Consider the following 18,881-nt stretch of genomic DNA (forward strand, 5'->3'; position numbering starts at 1 on the left):
GCGACGAATGACCCAGCCGCCTTCACCGGCTTCGCCGCCACCGCTGCCGCTGCGCGCCCCACGCGCGCTGCCGGACGATCCGGCGCAGGCCGCCGAGCGCGACGCGCGCTACATGCGCGCCGCGCTGGAAGAGGCCCGCCTGGCCGAAGCCGCTGGCGAGGTGCCGGTCGGTGCGGTGGTGGTCTGGAACGACACCATCATCGCGCGCGGCCACAACCTGCCGATCCGCTCGGTCGACCCCTCGGCGCACGCCGAAATGCAGGCCCTGCGCGCCGCCGCGCAGGTGGTTGGCAACTACCGCATGCCCGAGTGCGAGCTCTACGTGACGCTGGAGCCGTGCGCCATGTGCAGCGGCGCGATCCTGCATGCGCGGCTGCGCCATGTGGTGTTCGGGGCCAGCGACCCCAAGACCGGCGCCGCTGGCAGCGTGGTCAACCTGTTCGAGCAGGCCCAGCTCAACCACCAGACCAGCATCACCGGCGGCGTGCTGGCCGACTCATGCGGCCAGATGCTGAAGGACTTCTTCGGCGCCCGCCGCCGCGCGCAGAAGGCCGCGCGCCAGCCGGCGCCGGCCGCCGCACCCGACCAGAACCACGACACCGAAGCATGAGCACGCCGAACAGCAGGCCGCATACCGAAGTCCGACTGATCGCCTCGTCCGGGTATCCGCACGATGTCGCCACCGCCGCGCGCGGCTGTGCCTGGCTCAAGCACCATGGCTACCACATGACCAACCCCGACGTGCTGGCGCGGCGCTACCTGCGCTTCGGCGGCACCGACGCGGAGCGGCTGGCCGACCTGCACGCGATCGGCACCGGCGTGCCGCATGAACTGACGCTGGCGGTGCGCGGGGGCTACGGCATCGCGCGCCTGCTGGCACAGGTCGACTTTGCCCGCATCGCCGGGCAGGCGCGCGCCAGCGGCACGCCCATCGTCGGCCACAGCGACTTCACCGCGTTCCAGCTGGCCTACCTGGCGGCCACCGGCGGCGTCACCTTTGCCGGACCGATGCTGCTGGCAGACTTCGGTGCCGAGGGCGTCGACCCCTACATGTGGGAGCACTTCGAGGGCATCCTGCGCAATCCGGCCTACCGCGTCGACATCGCCGCGCCGCAGTCCGGCGGCCAGCCGTTCTCCGGCAGCGTCGAGGGCACGCTGTGGGGCGGCAACCTGGCGATGCTGTGCAGCCTGCTGGGCACGCCGTTCATGCCGCAGGTGCAGGGCGGGGTGCTGTTTCTGGAAGACATCAACGAGCCCCCTTACCGGGTCGAGCGCATGCTGGTCCAGCTGCAGCAGGCCGGCGTGCTGGGCGCGCAGCGCGCCATCGTGCTGGGCGATTTCTCCAACTACCGCGTCACCGACTACGACAACGGCTACGACATGGACGCCGTGGTGGCCTACCTGCGCGAGCAGCTGCAGGTGCCGGTGCTGACCGGCCTGCCGTTCGGGCATTGCGCGCGCAAGCTGACGCTGCCGGTCGGTGCCCAGGTGCGGCTGTCGGCACGCGCCGACGGTTTCAGCATGGCATTCTCCGGCTACCCGGTACTGCCGCCGCTGGCCTGAGCCCGCAGCTCGCCTCCGGTCGCAAGGAATGCGTCCGGATGATAGAATGCGCGGTTATTTCCTGATTTCCTGCCGGGTTCTCGCATGAGCCCGGCGTGGCCCGTGCCGCAACGCCGGCCATGGCTGCCGGAATCCTTCCGGCCCGCGCCGCGGCGCCACAATCTCCAGACAAGGTTCCAGACGTGCTTTCTACCGCAAACATCACCATGCAGTTCGGCCCCAAGCCGTTGTTCGAGAATATCTCGGTCAAGTTCGGCGAGGGCAACCGCTACGGCCTGATCGGCGCGAACGGCTGCGGCAAGTCCACCTTCATGAAGATCCTGGGCGGCGACCTCGAGCCGTCGTCGGGCAACGTCATGCTGGAGCCGGGCATCCGCCTGGGCAAGCTGCGCCAGGACCAGTTCGCCTATGAAGACATGCGCGTGCTGGATGTGGTGATGATGGGCCACACCGAGATGTGGGCCGCCGCACAGGAGCGCGACGCCATCTACGCCAACCCGGAAGCGACCGACGAAGACTACATGAAGGCCGCCGAGCTCGAGGCCAAGTACGCCGAATACGACGGCTACACCGCGGAGGCGCGCGCCGGCGAGCTGCTGCTGGGCGTGGGCATCCCCACCGCGCAGCACCAGGGCCCGATGAGCGACGTGGCACCGGGCTGGAAGCTGCGCGTGCTGCTGGCGCAGGCACTGTTCTCGAACCCGGACGTGCTGCTGCTGGACGAGCCCACCAACAACCTTGACATCAACACCATCCGCTGGCTGGAGACCGTGCTCAACGAGCGCAACTCCACCATGATCATCATCTCGCACGATCGCCACTTCCTGAACTCGGTCTGCACCCACATGGCCGACATGGACTACGGCACGCTCAAGGTCTACCCGGGCAACTACGACGAGTACATGGAAGCGTCGATGCAGGCCCGCGAGCGCCAGATGGCCGCCAACGCGCGCGCCAAGGAGCGCATCAGCGAGCTGCAGGACTTCGTGCGCCGCTTCTCGGCCAACAAGTCCAAGGCCCGCCAGGCGACCTCGCGCGCCAAGCAGATCGAGAAGATCAAGGTCGAGGACATCAAGCCGTCGTCGCGCCAGAACCCGTTCATCCGCTTCGAGTTCGAGAAAAAGCTGCACAACCTGGCGGTCGAGGTCGAAGGCATCACCAAGAGCTACGACCGCAAGATCATCGACAACCTGTCGCTGGCGATCCAGGCCGGCGAGCGCGTGGCGATCATCGGCGAGAACGGCGCGGGCAAGACCACGCTGCTGCGCAGCCTGCTCAACGGCGCGGTGCAGACCGGCGTGCAGCGCGGCGTCGAGGTCGACCGCGGCACGGTCAAGTGGGCCGAGAACGCCAACGTCGGCTACATGCCGCAGGACACCTACGAGGAGTTCCCGGAAGACCGCGACGTGATGGACTGGATGAGCCAGTGGACGCAGGCCGGCGACGACGAGACCTCGCTGCGCGGCACGCTGGGCCGCCTGCTGTTCTCGGCCGACGACATCAAGAAGAACGTCAAGGTGCTGTCCGGCGGCGAGAAGGGCCGCATGATCTGGGGCAAGCTGATGCTGGGCCGCCACAACGTGCTGGCGCTGGACGAGCCCACCAACCACATGGACATGGAATCGATCGAGTCGATGCAGATCGCGCTCGACAAGTTCCAGGGCACGCTGATCTTCGTCTCGCACGACCGCGAGTTCGTCAGCGGCCTGGCCACGCGCATCATCGAAGTCCGCACCGACGGCACGCTGACCGACTACCTGGGCACGTACGACGAGTACCTGCAGTCGCAGGGCATCGACGGCTGAGCGCCGCGTCCCTATGCTTGCTGAAGGCCGCCTGCGGGCGGCCTTTTTGCTGTCCGCACCGGCGTGTCAGGCGGCGCTGCCGTCGCGGACCTGGTCCAGCTGCGCCATGATGGCGCGCGCGGTGAGGTCGCCCCGCGCCTTGAGCAGCGCCGCGTGCAGCGGCTCGCGCAGCGCCATCAGCGCGGGCAGGTCGGCGGCCTTCTCCACCTTCACCTGCAGCATGTAGCCGCGCAGCCCGAGATGCTGCCCGATCACGTCGGTATAGAAGTGGTAGACGCGCTGGTACGCCTGGATCTCGGCGGGCGAGTGGGCGGCGGCTGTACTGGTGGGCGGCGGCGCCGCTACCTCCGCCACCGGCGCATGGCGCATGGCATAAACCGAGAACAGGTTGGTGTCTGCAGCCGGTGGCGCGACACGTGCGGGTTCTTGCGGCGCGGTGACGGGCGGCTGCGCCGCTTCGGCGACGGCTTCGACCAGCCCCTGGGCCAGCAGCGTTGCCATGGCGTCCGGGCCGATCCCCATGCCCGCCACCTGCGCCAGCAATGCCTGCTCGCGGCGCTCGCCGTTGACCATCAGCAGCAGCGCGCGCAGCTTGTGGTCCAGCTTGCGCGCGCGGCTGCGGATTTCGTCCTGCCCCGCCTCCGTCTTGCGGTAGATCGGATCGACCATGCCTCGCCCCCTTTGTCTTGTTATGTGCGCGCGCCGTGGCGAGTCTTCCTCGTCCCCGCGTCGCGTGTCTCCCGTCTGTCACCCGCGGCCGATTATCGCCAGGTTCTTGTGCGGAGCGGCAGGCGCGGCCGGCGCCATTTCCCGCAGCGCCATAACATGGGCCGGAATCCGCTCTACAATGTGCCTGCACCATAAAAGTAACAAAAAATTGCAATCGCCAATTCACCAAACCGAGAACTGTGGCCATGCAACAACGAGACAAACTCTTCATTAACGGCAAGTGGGTCGCACCCCACGGCACCGGCAAGATCGATGTCATCCATTCCGCCACCGAAGCGGTGATGGGGACCATTCCGGAAGGCTCGGCCCGCGACGCCGAAGACGCCATCCAGGCCGCGCGGGCGGCCTTCGACGGCTGGTCGGCCACGCCGCCGGAAGTGCGGGCCGGCTATATCGCCAGGATCGCCGAAGGACTGAAGGCGCGCAGCGAAGAACTGGCCCAGCTGATCGCCGGCGAAGTCGGCATGCCGATCAAGCTGGCACGCGCGATCCAGGTGGGCGGGCCGGTCTACAACTGGGGCCAGGCTGCCAAGCTGCTGGAAGGCTTCCACTTCGAGGAAGAAGTCGGCAATTCGCTGGTGGTGCGCGAGCCGGTTGGCGTGGTCGGCGCGATCACGCCGTGGAACTACCCGCTCAACCAGATCACGCTGAAGGTGGCGCCGGCGCTGGCGGCGGGATGCACCGTGGTGCTCAAGCCGTCCGAGGTGGCGCCGCTCAATGCCTTCGTGCTGGCCGAGGTGATCGAGGCCGCGGGGCTCCCGCCCGGCGTGTTCAACCTGGTGACCGGCTATGGACCGGTGGTGGGCGAGGTGCTGGCCAGCCATCCGGAAGTCGACATGGTGTCGTTCACCGGCTCGACCCGGGCCGGCAAGCGCGTGTCCGAGCTGGCCGCGCAGACCGTCAAGCGCGTCGCGCTGGAGCTGGGCGGCAAGTCGGCCTCGGTGATCCTGGACGATGCCGACCTGCCGGCGGCGGTCAAGGGCACCATCAATGCCTGCTTCCTCAACTCCGGCCAGACCTGCTCAGCGCACACGCGCATGCTGGTGCCGCGCGCCCGCTACGACGAAGTCAAGGCGATCGCGCAGAAGGTGGTGGCCGGCTTTACCGTGGGCGATCCGCTGCAGGAAACCAGCAAGCTGGGCCCGCTGATCTCCGCGGTGCAGAAGGACCGCGTGACCGGGTATATCCGCCGCGGCCTGGAAGAGGGCGCCGAGCTGGTGGCCGGCGGCCCCGAGACTCCGGAAGGGCTGGACCAGGGCTTCTACGTCAAGCCGACCGTGCTCGGCAACGTCGAGCCGCGTGCGACGGTGGCGCAGGAAGAGATCTTCGGGCCGGTGCTGTCGATCATCTGCTACGACACCGAGGACGACGCGGTGCGCATCGCCAACGACAGCATCTATGGCCTGGGCGGCGGCGTGTGGTCCGGCGACGAGGCGCGCGCGATCCGCGTGGCGCGCCGCATCCGCACCGGGCAGGTCGATATCAACGGCGGGCCGTTCAACATGCAGGCGCCGTTCGGCGGCTACAAGCAGTCCGGCAACGGCCGCGAAGCCGGCAAGTACGGGCTGGAGGAATTCCTCGAGTACAAGTCGCTGCAGCTGAAGAAGTCCGCCGCCTGACGGGCGCGCGGGCAAGCAGGCCATCAGCGAGGAAATGCCCGGCTGGTCCGGGCATTTTTTCGTGCGGAAAATGCGCGGATAATGCGCGAACAACATGACAAGGACAAAGGGGGAGCAACGATGCGCGGGATCGGTCGGCTGGCCAGGTGGCTGGTAGTGCTGCTCGGGCTTGCAGTGGCCGGCGCCGCCGGCGCGTTGGTCTGGTATCGCCACGCGGCGCAGCCGCCGGTGTCGGGCAACGAGGTGCTGGCGGGGTTGCGCGAAGCGGTCACGGTGGTGCGCGACAGCCATGGCGTGCCGCATATCCGCGCCGCCAGCAAGGCCGATGCATGGTTCGCGCTGGGCTACGTGCACGCGCAGGACCGGCTGTGGCAGATGCAGATGAACAAGCGCATCGTCGCCGGCCGGCTCGCCGAAATCCTTGGCCCGTCCGCGGTCGATAACGACAAGTTCCTGCGCACGCTGGGCGTGCGGCGCAACGCCGAGGCCATCTTCGCGCAGGCCTCGCCCGAGGCGCGCGCGGCGCTGCAGGCCTATGCCGACGGCGTCAACGCATGGATCGACCAGCGCCGGGGCCCGCTGCCGCCGGAGTTCCTGCTGCTGCGCACCCGGCCGGAGCGCTGGGAACCGGCCGACACGCTGGGCTGGCAGACCATGATGGCATGGGACCTGGGCGGCAACTGGACCCAGGAGACGCTGCGCATGCGGCTGGCGCAGGTGCTGCCCGTGGCCCGCATCAGCGAACTGCTGGCGCCGTATCCGGGCGAGCAGCCGGTACGCACCATGGACTATGGCCATCTGTACCGCCAGCTGGCGCCGCTGGCGAGCGCGATGGCCAGCGTCGGCGACAAGGCGCCGCCGGGCTATGTCGAGGGCATGGGCTCGAACAACTGGGTGGTGTCGGGCGCGCACACGCAATCGGGCAAGCCGATGCTGGCCAACGACCCGCACCTGGGGCTGCAGGCGCCGGCGCTGTGGTACTTCGCGCGCCTGAGCGCGCCCGGGCTGGAAGTGGCTGGCGCCACGCTGCCCGGCATGCCGCTGGTGGTGCTGGGGCACAACGACCGCATCGCCTGGGGACTGACCAATACCGCGCCCGACGTGCAGGACCTGTATCTCGAGCGCGTGCGACCGGGCAACGACACCCAGTACCAGACGCCGCAGGGCTGGGCCGTGTTCGAGACCCGCACCGAGACCATCCGCGTCAAGGGCGCCGCCGACGTGACGATGAAGGTCCGCAGCACGCGCCACGGCCCGGTGATTTCCGATGTGGCCGAGTCGCTCGCCAGCGCCGCGGCGCCGCTGGGCGCGCAATACGTGGTGGCGTTCCAGTGGACCGCGCTGCGCCCGGACGACGGCACCTTCCTGGCGGGGCTGCGGCTGAACCAGGCGCGCGACTGGAACAGCTTCACCGCCGCGCTGCGCGACTTCCACTCGCCGCAGCAGAACATCGTCTATGCCGACGTCGACGGCAATATCGGCTTCTATGCGCCGGGCCGCGTGCCGCTGCGCCGCGCCGACAACGACCTCAAGGGCCTGGCGCCTGCCCCGGGCTGGGACGCGCGCTACGACTGGACCGGCTTTATCCCGTTCGAGGCGCTGCCGCACCAGTACAACCCCGCCGAGGGCGTGATCGTGACGGCCAACCAGCGCATCGTCGCGCCCGACTACCCGTACTTCATCACCAGCGAATGGACGGTGCCGTATCGCTTCGACCGCATCCGTACGCTGCTGGCGGCCACGCCGAAGCACAGCTTCGACAGCTTCGCCGCGATCCAGAAGGACGTGGTCTCGCTGGCGGTGCGCGATGTCCTGCCGCTGCTGCTGGCCGCGCCGGTCAGCAACGACGCCGCGCGCCCGGCGCGCGAACGCGCCTTGCTGCAGGCATTGCGCCAGTGGGACGGCACCATGGATCCGGATCGCGCCGAGCCGCTGGTGGTCACCGCATGGCTGCGCGAGCTGTCGCGCCGGCTGTTCGAGGAGAAGACTGGCGAGGCGATCTTCGTGCGCCTGTGGGACCAGCGCAACGTGCAGCAGCCCATGCTCAACATCCTGCGCGATCCGCGCAAGCTGGGCGCGTTCTGGTGCGACCGGCCCCATACCGGCCCGGCCGAGAGCTGCGACGATGCCGTGGCCGACGCCTGGACCCAGGCCATGGCGGACCTGTCGCGCCGCTATGGCGACGACCCCGCGCGCTGGCGCTGGGGCGAGGCGCACGCGGCGCGGCTGGAGCACCGGCCCTTCGGCAAGGTCGGCTACCTGGCACCGCTGTTCAACCTGCGCGTGCCGACCGGCGGCGACACCTACACGGTCAACGTCGGCCGGCACAACCTGCGCGACGACAAGGCGCCGTTCGAAAACACCCATGCGGCCAGCGTGCGTGCGCTCTACGCCCTGTCCGACCTGGCGGCGTCGCGCTTCATGGACTCCACCGGGCAGTCCGGCAATGCGCTGCTGCCGCGCTACCGCGACTGGATCGGCAAGTGGGCGGCGGTGGAGTACATCACCATGCCGCCGGCGGCAGCCCACGGTCCGCAGGGCGCGGCAGGCTCCCTGGTGCTGGCGCCTGCGACAAAATAGCGCGGAACACGCATGTCTCGCCGGGAAGGTTCTCAAACTGGCGAGGTCATGCCCGGGTCGTCCTCCGGGAGTTGGCGCCAGGCGCTAACATGAGGGCCTTTCTCTCCCTCAGTCCCGGCAGGAGCCCCTGATGACAACGCGTACTACCCATGTGATCCAGCACGTCGCCGTCGAACACGCGGGTGTGATCGGCAACGCCCTGCGCGCGCGCGGACACACGCTGCGCGTGTTCCAGGCCGGCGTCGACGACCTTGGCCCCATCGCCAGCGAGCCGGCCGACCTGCTGCTGGTGCTCGGCGGCCCCATCGGCGTCTACGAGACCGACGCCTATCCGTGGCTCGAGGCGGAAATCGCGCTGATCCGCGAGCGCCTGGCCGCCGGCGGCAAGCTCATCGGCGTCTGCCTGGGCGCGCAGCTGATCGCGCGCGCCGCCGGCGCCAGCGTCTACCCCGGCCCGCGCGAGATCGGCTGGGCGCCGATCTCGCCGACGCCGGCTGGGCAGGATTCGGCGCTGGCCGAGCTGGCCGCGGCGCAATGGGAAGTCCTGCACTGGCACGGCGACACCTTCGACCTGCCCGCCGGCGCGCAGTTGCTGGCCTCGACCGCGGCGGTACCGAACCAGGCCTATGCCATCGGCAACCAGGTGCTGGCGCTGCAGTTCCACCCCGAAGTCATGCCGCGCGATATCGAGGCCTGGCTGATCGGCCATACCGTCGAACTCGGCAAGGCCGGCATCGATCCGCGCACCATCCGCGCGCGCACCGCGCAAGTCGGTGCCACCGTGGCGGCGGCGGGAGAGCGCATGTTCGCGCGCTGGCTGGAGCAGGCCGGACTATGAGCCAGTACGTAACTCCCCTGCGCGTGCCGCTCGCTGCGGTGCTGACCGGCGCCGTGCGCCCGTTCGGGCCCAAGGGCGTACCCAGCGGCATTGCCAAGGCCGCAACGCGCGCGCGCCTGCGCGTGACCGCGACCGGGCTCGAGGGCGACGGGCAGGGCGATCCGCGCCACCACGGCGGCCCGGAAAAGTCGCTGCACCACTATGCCTTCGACCACTACCCGGCGTGGCGCCTGACGCTGCGGGAACAGGGGGCGTCGGCCGATGGCGTCCTCGACGCGCCTGGCGCCTTCGGCGAGAACCTGAGCACCACGGGCCTGACCGAAGCCGATGTCTGCATCGGCGATCGCTTCCGGCTCGGCACGGCGCTGGTCGAGGTGTCGCAGGCGCGCCAGCCGTGCTGGAAGCTCAATCACCGCTTCGGCTATGCGGGCATGTCGCGCGCCGTGCAGCAGAGCCTGCGCACGGGCTGGTACTACCGCGTGCTGGAAACCGGCGACGTGGCCGCGGGCGATATGCTGGAACTGGTGGCGCGGCCCTGTCCCGAGTGGTCGCTGCACCGTCTGCTGCAGGTGCTGTATGTCGACCGGCTCGACTATGCCGCGCTGGCGGAAATGGCCGCGCTGGCGCCACTGGCCGAGAACTGGCGCAAGCTGGCGCGGCAGCGGCTGGAACGGCGCGAAGTCGAAGCGATGGAGCGGCGCCTGTCCGGGGAATGACCCCGCTGCGGGCGAAGGCGCCTCAGCCCTGGCGGAAACGCTTGCCGGTGCCTTCGCGCGTGATGCGTTCCCACACCCGCTGCTTTTCCTCGTCGCTGAAAAATACCCAGTTGCTGACCTCGGCCGCGGTGCGGCCGCAGCCCTGGCACACCTCGTCGAACAAGGTCGAGCAGATGCCGATGCAGGGGCTGTCCGGGCGCTCGGACAGCGTGGAATCCGTGGTGCCGTGGTCCGGTTCGGGGCGGAGCGGGGCGGATTCGGAAGGTGACGGCATGGTGGCGGGAAGGTGGAGCGTGAAACGGCCGCCCATTATATCGGGTGCGCAAGTGCGGCTCGTCCAAGGCCGTGCCGCGGGGCCGGGATTACCTCGCAGGTCATTGAGCCGCAAGGCCACCGCCGTTACGCTGCCTCAAGCCTCGAACCTTCACCGGAGTCCAGCCATGCCCCAGACCATCGCCGCCGTGCCCCTTTCCCACGACCGCCGCGCCGCCGGCGTCGACCCGCGCATGCGCGCCATGGTCGATAACGTGCTGCTGGGGTCTCCCGTGGCGCGCGCACTCGGCGTGCGGCTGGCCAGCCTGGCGCCTGACCATGTCGAACTGGAGATGCCGTTCCTGCCGACCAACGTGACCCACGGCAGCATCGTGCACGGCGGTGTCATTGCCACGCTGATCGACATCGCCGGCGCGGCCGCGGCGGCGTCGGGCGCCAATGCCGACGACGTCAAGGGCGGAGCGACCGGTTCGCTGTCGATCCAGTACCTGGCGCCGGCACAGGGGGCCGCGCTGCGGGCGGTGGCGTCGGTGGCCCGGCGTGGCCGTCGGCAGGTGGTGACCGATGTCTCGGTGTATGCCGAAGCGCCCGACGAAGGCGTGCTGGTTGCCAGGGCCTTGATAAGCAGCGCCATGTTCTGAGCCGGCCGGGATGGAGCCCGCGCTGCTCGCTTCTATTAACGCAATTAACCGCCATTAATCACCCTCAAAGCCGCGCGCGCCAGTTGCACTGGCGCGACCTGCTCGCAGTTGTTGAGCCCGCCTGTTCCGGCCCGGCCACCAGGCAGGCAGATATCACGCATCCCGTCTGTGCGGTGGACCACATACGTGCGCGGTCCTATGTGCATCGGCCAGGCATCGGCGCGCCACAACGCTGCCTAAACTGATTTTATGCTCACCACCGGATGTGTAAAAAAGCGGTGCAATGCCGCACGCCAATAACATTTATGCATTTAAAGAAAAGCCATAAAAATTGAAAAAATCCGGGTCTTTGGGGCAATGGTCTCGAAGGAGGTGTGGCATGAAGACCGTGCAAAAAACTTTCGCGGCGGCAGTGGCGGGCTCGTGCTCGTTATGGCTGTTGGTCGTGCCGGCAAGCCCCGCGCGGGCGGCCGTTGAGTGTCCCGAAGCCGGTCCGGCGGTATGTGGAGAAAAGAGCGGCCTGGTGCCGGCTCACAAGGATTTTATCCATGCCACGCTGATATGGAACAAGAAATATTCGGCTTGTCCCAATATGCTGGTCTGGATGCGGCCGTCGGAATATAAGCCAAAACATTATCTCAATGCGCCGGTTCCCGGCAGCAATGTATTTCCGGGATTCAACCAGAAATACATCAGCCTGGTACAGGGCGGGTTCGGCCTGGGCCAGCTCGACGAGAGCGGCTGGTCGCGCTACGGCCCGGATCTCGAGCGCGAAAACGCGCAGATTCTCGATGTGTGCGGGCTGCAGTCGATGATCGATACCGGCGTCTTCACCAAGAACGCGATCGCCGACCTGACTAGCGCGGAGATCAGCAGCACCGACCGGTTCTTCACGGATGCCGGCTTTTCCAGGGGCCTGGGCTATAACCTGTTCTGCAATGGGCATGTGTCCGGCGTGGATGGCCGCATCTACGTGGTCGGGCTGCACGACAAGGGCGGCAACAACGGCGGCAGGAAGGTCAATATATTCGACCCGAAAACCGAGTCATGGATACCAAGGCCGATGCCCTGCGTCAGGATCGGCTATGAAATGGATCCGACCGGCGTGCTGTCTCACTGCGATCCGCTCAACGAAAACAACACCGATCCGCCGACGCCGTCAGACCTGAAATACCAGCGCTGGTACCCGACCGCGGTGACCTTGCCGGATGGCAGGATCCTGGTCCTGTCCGGCTCCGACCAGGACACCAGCGTGGGGCCGGCCAATGCCGGCAGCACCAAGGTGCGCCAGGGCGTGCCCGAAGTCTACGACCCGAAGACCGACACGACGGTCGCGCTGGAAAACGCGTGGAAGCAGTTGCCGATGTATCCGCGCGCCTTTGTCGTCCAGACCGGCCCGAACGAGAAGGACTGGAAGGTCGCGGTCACGGCCGAGGTGGTGCCGCCGCTGCCGGGCCAGCCAGGCGGCCTCAATATCGGGGGATACGACCCGTTCTTCTACAGCGGCAATACCTATCTGCTCGATGTCCAGGGCGCGCTTGCCGATCCGCTGATCGCCACGCGCGCGCAGAATCACTGGACCTTCGTCGACACCGCCCAGAATGGCCACGACAGCGGCGCCGGCGTGCTGATGGTGACGATCCGTGCCGACGGCACCTGGTCGCAGGAGGTCTTCCTGTTCGGCGGCTCCAGCGGGGGCAACACGCCCGAATCGGCGGTCGCGGAAACGATCGATTTTTCCAGCGCGACGCCGAAATGGAAGCCGCTCGCCAGTCTTATCCAGCCGGCCACGCAAAACAATGTGGTGGCGCTGCCGGACGGGAAACTGCTGGTGGTCGGTGGCGCGAGCGGAAGCGCGAACAGCCTGCGCTACCAGATGTTCAACCCGGCGGATGGCAGCCGGACCGATCTCGTGTCGTCTCCCGTACCCAGGCACGATCACTCCACCGCGCTGCTGATGCCCAATGGGGCGGTGTGGGTCATGGGCGGCAACCGCGTCAACCTGATTCCGGGTTCGCCGCAGACGCAGGCGCAGCGGGATGCCGCCGTCCCGGTGATCGAGCAGTACAAGCCGCCTTACTTCTTCAAGGGGGCGAAGCCGGTCATCGACAATGCGCCGTCCAGCATCCGTCACGGCAACAAGTTCAAGCTGGAGGTCACCGGCACCGAGGTGGCAGCGGTAACGATGATCCGCACCGGCCCGGTCACGCACAACTGGACCTGGGGCAACCGGTATGTGAAGTTGCCGTTCGCGCAGCAGGGCGGCAAGCTCGAGGTCACCGCGCCGCCGCTGCCGGGGCTGGCGATCGCCGGCGATTACCTGCTTTACGTGGTCGGCACGAACGGTGCGGTCAGCGACGGACGGCATCTGGTGCTCAAGCTCATGAGCGATCCTGAGCCGGATTGATGGCGCCGCTCGGCTTCCCGGCCCGGCCGCGGGTCGGGAAGCGCCCGGGTTTCGGGATCGACCAGGCCATGGCGCTGGACGACCCCGGTGCTGCCCTGGATCAGTACTTCCAGAACACCTGCTGCAGCGCCTTGCTGTCGTTGGTCTGCGTCAGCGCCAGCGCCATCAGGATGCGCGCCTTCTGCGGCAGCTGGTCATCGGTGACGATCCAGTCGTACTTGTCGTCCGGCTGCTCGGCGTTACGCACCACCACGCCGCTGCCGGTGCGCGACGCGCGCACGATCTGCACGCCCTTGGCGCGCGCGGCCTTGAGCGACTCGACCATGTAGTCGCCGACGCTGCCGTTGCCGGTGGCGGCGTAGATGATGGCCTTGGCGCCGCTCTTCACCGCCGCCTCGACCGCGGCCGGGTTGGCGTTGCCGTAGGCATAGACCACCGCCACTTCGGGCAGCTTGTCGATCTTGTCGATGTCCCACTGCGTCTGCAGCGTGTGCGGACGCGCCGGCAGGCGGTAGAACAGGGTGCGGCCCTCGACCACGTAGCCCAGCGGGCCGAACGGAGAGCGGAAGGTCTCGGTCTTGAAGGTGTTGGTCTTGGAGACGTCGCGGCCGGTGTGGATTTCGTCGTTCAGCACCGCCAGCGTGCCCTTGCCCTTGGAAGCGGGGTTGGAGGCGACCAGCACGGCGTCGTAGAGGTTCAGTGCGCCGTCCGCACCTAGCGCGGTGCCCGGGCGCATCGAGCCGACCACCACCACCGGCTTGTCGCTCTTCAGCGTCAGGTTGAGGAAGTAGGCCGTTTCCTCGATGGTGTCGGTGCCGTGCGTGATCACGATGCCGTCGACGTCAGGCTGCTTGAGCAGTTCCGACACGCGCTTGGCCAGCTTGAGCAGGCGTTCGTTGTTGAAGCTTTCCGAGCCGATCTGGAAGATCTGCTCGCCCTTGACGTTGGCGACCTTGGAGATTTCCGGCACCGAGGCGATGATCTTGTCGACCGGGACCACGGCGGACTGGTAGGCGGCGGTGTTGGTCGCCGCCGCGCCGGCGCCGGCAATGGTGCCGCCGGTGCCGATGATGACGATGTTGGCCTTGCGCGCTTCGGCCGGGGCCGTGGCAGCGGCGGCGGCAGGCTGCGTCGCGGGCGCGAGCTGGGCGTGCGCGGTGCCGGTGATCAGGCTCGCCGACAGCAGGGCAGCGGCCAGCGTGGTGACGCGGGCGGAATGTTTCATGGTTCTCCTCGGTATCTATACGAACGTGTGGCCCGTACTGGAAGCGGCACGACATACCTTATGGGTGGAATGGTGCCGTCCGTGTTCAGTCGGTGGCTGCCGGCGGCCGGGCCTGTGGTGCAGGGTCCGGTTCAGGCAGCGGCAGAGACTATACGTGAGGAGAAATTCGCGGTGGAAGGGCGGCGCAAGGGTTATGCCGATTCGGCATAAAACCGCCTTTCCCATAACTTCAGGCGCATACATTGCCGGGCCGGCCGAGTGTCGCCGGCACCGGCGTTTTCGCTTGCAACCGGCTCAGAACGCGTCGCCGGGCACGCGCACCCAGCCTTCCATCAGCACCCGCGCGCTGCGGCTCATGATGGCCTTCCTGACCACCCATTCGCCGTCGACCAGTTGCGCCTCGGCGCCGACGCGCAGCGTGCCGGACGGATGCCCGAACCGGACCGCATTGCGTTCGCCGCCGCCGGCCGCCAGGTTGACCAGCGTGCCGGGGATGGCGGCGGCAGTGCCGATCGCCACCGCGGCCGTGCCCATCATGGCGTGGTGCAGCTTGCCCATCGACAGCGCACGCACCAGCAGGTCGACGTCGGCCGCGGCCACCTGCTTGCCGCTGGAGGCGGTGTAGTCCACCGGCCTGGCCACGAAGGCGACCTTGGGCGTGTGCTGGCGCCTGGCCGCCTCGTCGACGTTCTTGATCAGGCCCATGCGCAGCGCGCCGTAGGCACGGATGGTTTCGAACATCGCCAGCGCCTTGGTGTCGCTATTGATGGCGTCCTGCAGCTCGGTGCCGGTGTAGCCGATGCTGTCCGCATTGACGAAGATGGTCGGGATGCCGGCGTTGATCATGGTGGCCTTGAGCGTGCCGACTCCCGGCACCTCCAGATCGTCGACCACGTTGCCGGTCGGGAACATCGCACCGCCGGCGCCTTCCTCCTCGGCGGCCGGGTCCATGAACTCGAGCTGGACTTCGGCGGCTGGGAAGGTCACGCCGTCCAGTTCGAAATCGCCGGTTTCCTGCACTTCACCGTTGCTGATGGGCACATGGCCGATGATGGTCTTGCCGATATTGGCCTGCCAGATGCGCACCACGGCCACGCCGTTGTGCGGCACGCGGCCCGGGTCGACCAGGCCGGCGCTGATGGCGAACGGGCCGACCGCGGCCGACAGGTTGCCGCAGTTGCCGCTCCAGTCGACAAAGGGCTGGTCGATCGAGACCTGGCCGAACAGGTAGTCGACATCGTGGTCCGGACGCGTGCTCTTCGACAGGATCACGGTCTTGCTGGTGCTGGAGGTGGCAGCGCCCATGCCGTCGATCTGCTTGCCATAGGGATCGGGGCTGCCGATCACGCGCAGCAGCAGCGCGTCGCGCGCCGGGCCGGGCACGCGGGCGCGCTCGGGCAGGTCTTGCAGGCGGAAGAACACGCCCTTGCTGGTGCCGCCACGGATGTAGGTGGCGGGGATCTTGATCTGGGGTACGTGGGCCATGGGAATGAATGTCGTGGTTAGGCCTGGGGCCTGGTGACAGCTTAGGAATCCATTTGCGGGGAAGCAAAGCCTGGCGCTTGTTTGCTCCCCTCTCCCTCTGGGAGAGGGGCGGGGGAGAGGGGAGCACACCACCGGCTTCCGTAGCAGCTCGAGCTTACGCCGCCGCCTTGTTCGACTCCAAGAAGTCCTGCGCAAACCGCTGCAGCACGCCGCCGGCCTCGTAGATCGAGACTTCCTCGTCGCTGTCGAGGCGGCACGTCACCGGAACTTCCACGCGCTCGCCGTTCTTGCGATGGACCACCAGCGTCAGCGTCGCGCGCGGCTGGCGCTCGCCGATCACGTCATAGGTCTCGGTGCCGTCCAGCCCCAGCGTCAGCCGGTTCACGCCCGGCTTGAACTCCAGCGGCAGCACGCCCATGCCGATCAGGTTGGTGCGGTGGATGCGCTCGAAGCCTTCGGCGACGATGGCTTCCACGCCGGCCAGGCGCACGCCCTTGGCGGCCCAGTCGCGCGACGAGCCCTGGCCATAGTCCGCGCCGGCGATAATGATCAGCGGCTGCTTGCGGTCCATATAGGTCTCGATCGCTTCCCACATGCGCACGACCTTGCCTTCCGGCTCGATGCGCGCCAGCGAACCCTTCTTGACCTGGCCGTCGACCACCGCCATTTCATTGACCAGCGTCGGGTTGGCGAAAGTGGCGCGCTGGGCGGTCAGGTGGTCGCCGCGGTGCGTCGCGTACGAGTTGAAGTCCTCTTCCGGCAGGCCCATCTTCGCCAGGTACTCGCCCGCCGCGCTGTCGAGCAGAATGGCGTTGGACGGCGACAGGTGGTCGGTGGTGATGTTGTCGCCCAGCACCGCGAGCGGACGCAGGCCCTGCAGCGTGCGCGCGCCGGCCAGCGCGCCTTCCCAGTACGGCGGACGGCGGATATAGGTGCTTTGCGGGCGCCAGTCGTACAGCGGCGCGGCGCTCTCGCCGGTGTCGACGGTCAGCGCGAACATCGGCTCGTAGACCTTGCGGAACTGCTCGGGCTTGACGCTCTGCTTGACGATGGCGTCGATCTCTTCGTCGCTCGGCCAGATGTCCTTCAGGTATACCGGCTTGCCGTCCTGGTCGGTGCCCAGCACGTCCTTCTCGATATCGAAGCGGATGGTGCCGGCAATGGCGTAGGCCACCACCAGCGGCGGCGAGGCCAGGAAGGCCTGCTTGGCGTACGGGTGGATGCGGCCGTCGAAGTTGCGGTTGCCGGACAGCACCGCGGTGGCGTACAGGTCGCGGTCGATGATTTCCTGCTGGATCTTCGGATCGAGCGCGCCCGACATGCCGTTGCAGGTGGTGCAGGCGAAGGCGACGATGCCGAAGCCGAGCTTTTCCAGGTCAGGCAGCAGGTTGGCTTCTTCCAGGTACAGCTCGACTGCCTTCGATCCGGGCGCCAGCGACGACTTGACCCACGGCTTGCGCGTCAGCCCGCGCGCGTTGGCGTTGCGTGCCAGCAGCGCGGCGGCGATCACGTTGCGCGGGTTGCTGGTGTTGGTGCAGCTGGTGATGGCGGCGATGATCACCGCGCCATCGGGCATCAGCCCTTCGGCCTCCTGCGCGCGCGCCTTGTCCAGGTCCACGGCGATGCCGCGCTCGGCCAGCGCCGAGGTCGGCAGGCGCTTGTGCGGGTTCGACGGGCCGGCCATGTTGCGCACCACGCTCGACAGGTCGAACTTCAGCACGCGCTCGTATTCGGCATGCTGCAGCGCATCCGCCCACAGGCCGGCGGTCTTGGCATAGGTCTCGACCAGCTTGAGCTGCTCGTCGGTGCGGCCGGTCAGGCGCAGGTATTCGATGGTCTGTTCGTCGATGAAGAACATCGCCGCGGTGGCGCCGTATTCGGGGGCCATGTTGGAGATGGTGGCGCGGTCGCCGAGCGTCAGGCTCGACGCGCCTTCGCCGCGGAATTCCAGGTAGGCGCCGACCACCTTTTCCTTGCGCAGGAACTCGGTCAGGGCCAGCACGATATCGGTGGCGGTGATGCCGGGCTGGCGCTTGCCAGTCAGCTCGACGCCGACAATATCCGGCAGGCGCATCCACGAGGCGCGGCCGAGCATCACGTTCTCGGCTTCCAGGCCGCCCACGCCGATGGCGATCACGCCCAGCGCATCGACGTGCGGGGTGTGGCTGTCGGTGCCGACGCAGGTGTCGGGGTAGGCCACGCCGTTGTCGGCGTGGATCACCGGCGACATCTTCTCCAGGTTGATCTGGTGCATGATGCCGTTGCCCGGCGGGATCACGTCGACGTTCTTGAACGCCTTCTTGGTCCAGTCGATGAAATGGAAGCGGTCTTCGTTGCGGCGGTCTTCGATGGCGCGGTTCTTCTCGAACGCCTGCGGGTCGAAGCCACCGCACTCCACCGCCAGCGAGTGGTCGACGATCAGCTGCACCGGCACCACCGGGTTGACCTTGGCAGGGTCGCCGCCTTGGTCGGCAATGGCGTCGCGCAGGCCGGCCAGGTCCACCAGCGCAGTCTGGCCCAGGATGTCGTGGCACACCACGCGTGCCGGGAACCACGGGAAGTCGAGGTCGCGCTTGCGCTCGATCAGCTGCTTCAGCGAATCCGTCAGCGTGGCGGGGTCGCAGCGGCGCACCAGGTTTTCTGCCAGCACGCGCGACGTGTACGGCAGCTTGTCGTAGGCACCCGGCTGGATCGCCTCGACCGCGGCGCGCGCGTCGAAGTAATCCAGCTTGGTGCCCGGTAGCGGTTTGCGGTTTGCAGAATTCATGGTGTAGGGAAATCGATATAGGTATGAAAAAGGGGTAGTGGCCCTGTGTCAGCGACCAGCTACCCCTTTGCCCGCAGGCTCGGATTCAACGCAACCCGACGCAGGGCAATCCGGCAGCCGGTCTTACTTGCGATCCTTGATCGGCACGAACTTCAGGTTCTCCGGCCCGGTGTAGTTGGCGCTCGGGCGGATGATCTTGTTGTCGATGCGCTGCTCGATGATGTGCGCGGCCC

General features: G+C 67.7%; 14 protein-coding genes. 9 read left to right on the forward strand and 5 right to left on the reverse strand.

The window, feature by feature from the left end:
* Positions 1 to 7: 7 nt before the first annotated feature.
* The 3 genes from tadA (at position 8) to C7416_RS08305 (ending at position 3,368) form a co-directional block, all read left to right on the forward strand.
* On the forward strand, positions 8 to 610 hold the full coding sequence (gene tadA, locus C7416_RS08295; protein ID WP_181461172.1) for a tRNA adenosine(34) deaminase TadA: 603 nt from the start codon (positions 8 to 10) through the stop codon (positions 608 to 610).
* Entirely contained in the window at positions 607 to 1,563 is a 957-nt protein-coding gene (gene ldcA, locus C7416_RS08300) for a muramoyltetrapeptide carboxypeptidase (protein ID WP_111518031.1), read from the forward strand. Before tadA ends, ldcA begins: the two co-directional genes overlap by 4 nt.
* A 182-nt stretch (positions 1,564 to 1,745) precedes the next feature.
* A complete protein-coding gene (locus C7416_RS08305; protein ID WP_012352879.1) occupies positions 1,746 to 3,368 on the forward strand; it encodes an ABC-F family ATPase in 1,623 nt (540 codons plus the stop codon).
* Between the two features lie 66 nt (positions 3,369 to 3,434).
* Here C7416_RS08305 and C7416_RS08310 read toward each other — a convergent pair whose 3' ends face one another.
* Positions 3,435 to 4,037, reverse strand: coding sequence for a hypothetical protein (locus C7416_RS08310; protein ID WP_111518033.1), 603 nt, complete (start codon positions 4,035 to 4,037; stop codon positions 3,435 to 3,437).
* Between the two features lie 245 nt (positions 4,038 to 4,282).
* On the opposite strand from C7416_RS08310, the gene C7416_RS08315 reads away from it, so the two are divergent.
* The 4 genes from C7416_RS08315 (at position 4,283) to C7416_RS08330 (ending at position 9,850) form a co-directional block, all read left to right on the forward strand.
* A complete protein-coding gene (locus C7416_RS08315) occupies positions 4,283 to 5,716 on the forward strand; it encodes an aldehyde dehydrogenase family protein (RefSeq protein WP_111518035.1) in 1,434 nt (477 codons plus the stop codon).
* Between the two features lie 120 nt (positions 5,717 to 5,836).
* On the forward strand, positions 5,837 to 8,296 hold the full coding sequence (locus C7416_RS08320; RefSeq protein WP_111518037.1) for a penicillin acylase family protein: 2,460 nt from the start codon (positions 5,837 to 5,839) through the stop codon (positions 8,294 to 8,296).
* 130 nt (positions 8,297 to 8,426) lie between these two features.
* Positions 8,427 to 9,134, forward strand: coding sequence for a glutamine amidotransferase (locus C7416_RS08325; RefSeq protein ID WP_111518039.1), 708 nt, complete (start codon positions 8,427 to 8,429; stop codon positions 9,132 to 9,134).
* Positions 9,131 to 9,850, forward strand: coding sequence for an MOSC domain-containing protein (locus tag C7416_RS08330; protein WP_111518041.1), 720 nt, complete (start codon positions 9,131 to 9,133; stop codon positions 9,848 to 9,850). Before C7416_RS08325 ends, C7416_RS08330 begins: the two co-directional genes overlap by 4 nt.
* A gap of 22 nt (positions 9,851 to 9,872) precedes the next feature.
* Here the strand turns inward: C7416_RS08330 and C7416_RS08335 are convergent, their stop codons facing one another.
* Positions 9,873 to 10,124 (reverse strand): DUF1289 domain-containing protein, encoded by a 252-nt coding sequence (locus C7416_RS08335; protein WP_111518132.1) that lies wholly within the window; start codon positions 10,122 to 10,124, stop codon positions 9,873 to 9,875.
* 166 nt (positions 10,125 to 10,290) lie between these two features.
* Between C7416_RS08335 and C7416_RS08340 the strand changes: the two genes are divergently transcribed.
* Positions 10,291 to 10,764: a PaaI family thioesterase gene (locus C7416_RS08340; protein ID WP_111518043.1), complete on the forward strand. Its 474-nt coding sequence runs from the start codon at positions 10,291 to 10,293 to the stop codon at positions 10,762 to 10,764.
* A 379-nt stretch (positions 10,765 to 11,143) separates the two neighbouring features.
* Complete coding sequence (locus C7416_RS08345; RefSeq protein WP_111518052.1) at positions 11,144 to 13,171, forward strand: galactose oxidase early set domain-containing protein; 2,028 nt, start codon at positions 11,144 to 11,146, stop codon at positions 13,169 to 13,171.
* Positions 13,172 to 13,271: 100 nt separating this feature from the next.
* On the opposite strand, the gene C7416_RS08350 is transcribed toward C7416_RS08345, so the two are convergent.
* The 3 genes from C7416_RS08350 to acnD all read right to left on the reverse strand — a co-directional run bounded on the left by C7416_RS08350 (position 13,272) and on the right by acnD (position 18,648).
* A complete protein-coding gene (locus C7416_RS08350) occupies positions 13,272 to 14,396 on the reverse strand; it encodes an asparaginase (RefSeq protein ID WP_111518054.1) in 1,125 nt (374 codons plus the stop codon).
* Positions 14,397 to 14,690: 294 nt separating this feature from the next.
* On the reverse strand, positions 14,691 to 15,881 hold the full coding sequence (prpF, locus tag C7416_RS08355; RefSeq protein WP_111518056.1) for a 2-methylaconitate cis-trans isomerase PrpF: 1,191 nt from the start codon (positions 15,879 to 15,881) through the stop codon (positions 14,691 to 14,693).
* A gap of 154 nt (positions 15,882 to 16,035) precedes the next feature.
* Entirely contained in the window at positions 16,036 to 18,648 is a 2,613-nt protein-coding gene (gene acnD / locus C7416_RS08360) for a Fe/S-dependent 2-methylisocitrate dehydratase AcnD (protein ID WP_111518058.1), read from the reverse strand.
* Between the last annotated feature and the right edge of the window lie 233 nt (positions 18,649 to 18,881).

This window comes from Cupriavidus phytorum, from assembly GCF_003254285.1.
Classification (GTDB): domain Bacteria; phylum Pseudomonadota; class Gammaproteobacteria; order Burkholderiales; family Burkholderiaceae; genus Cupriavidus; species Cupriavidus phytorum.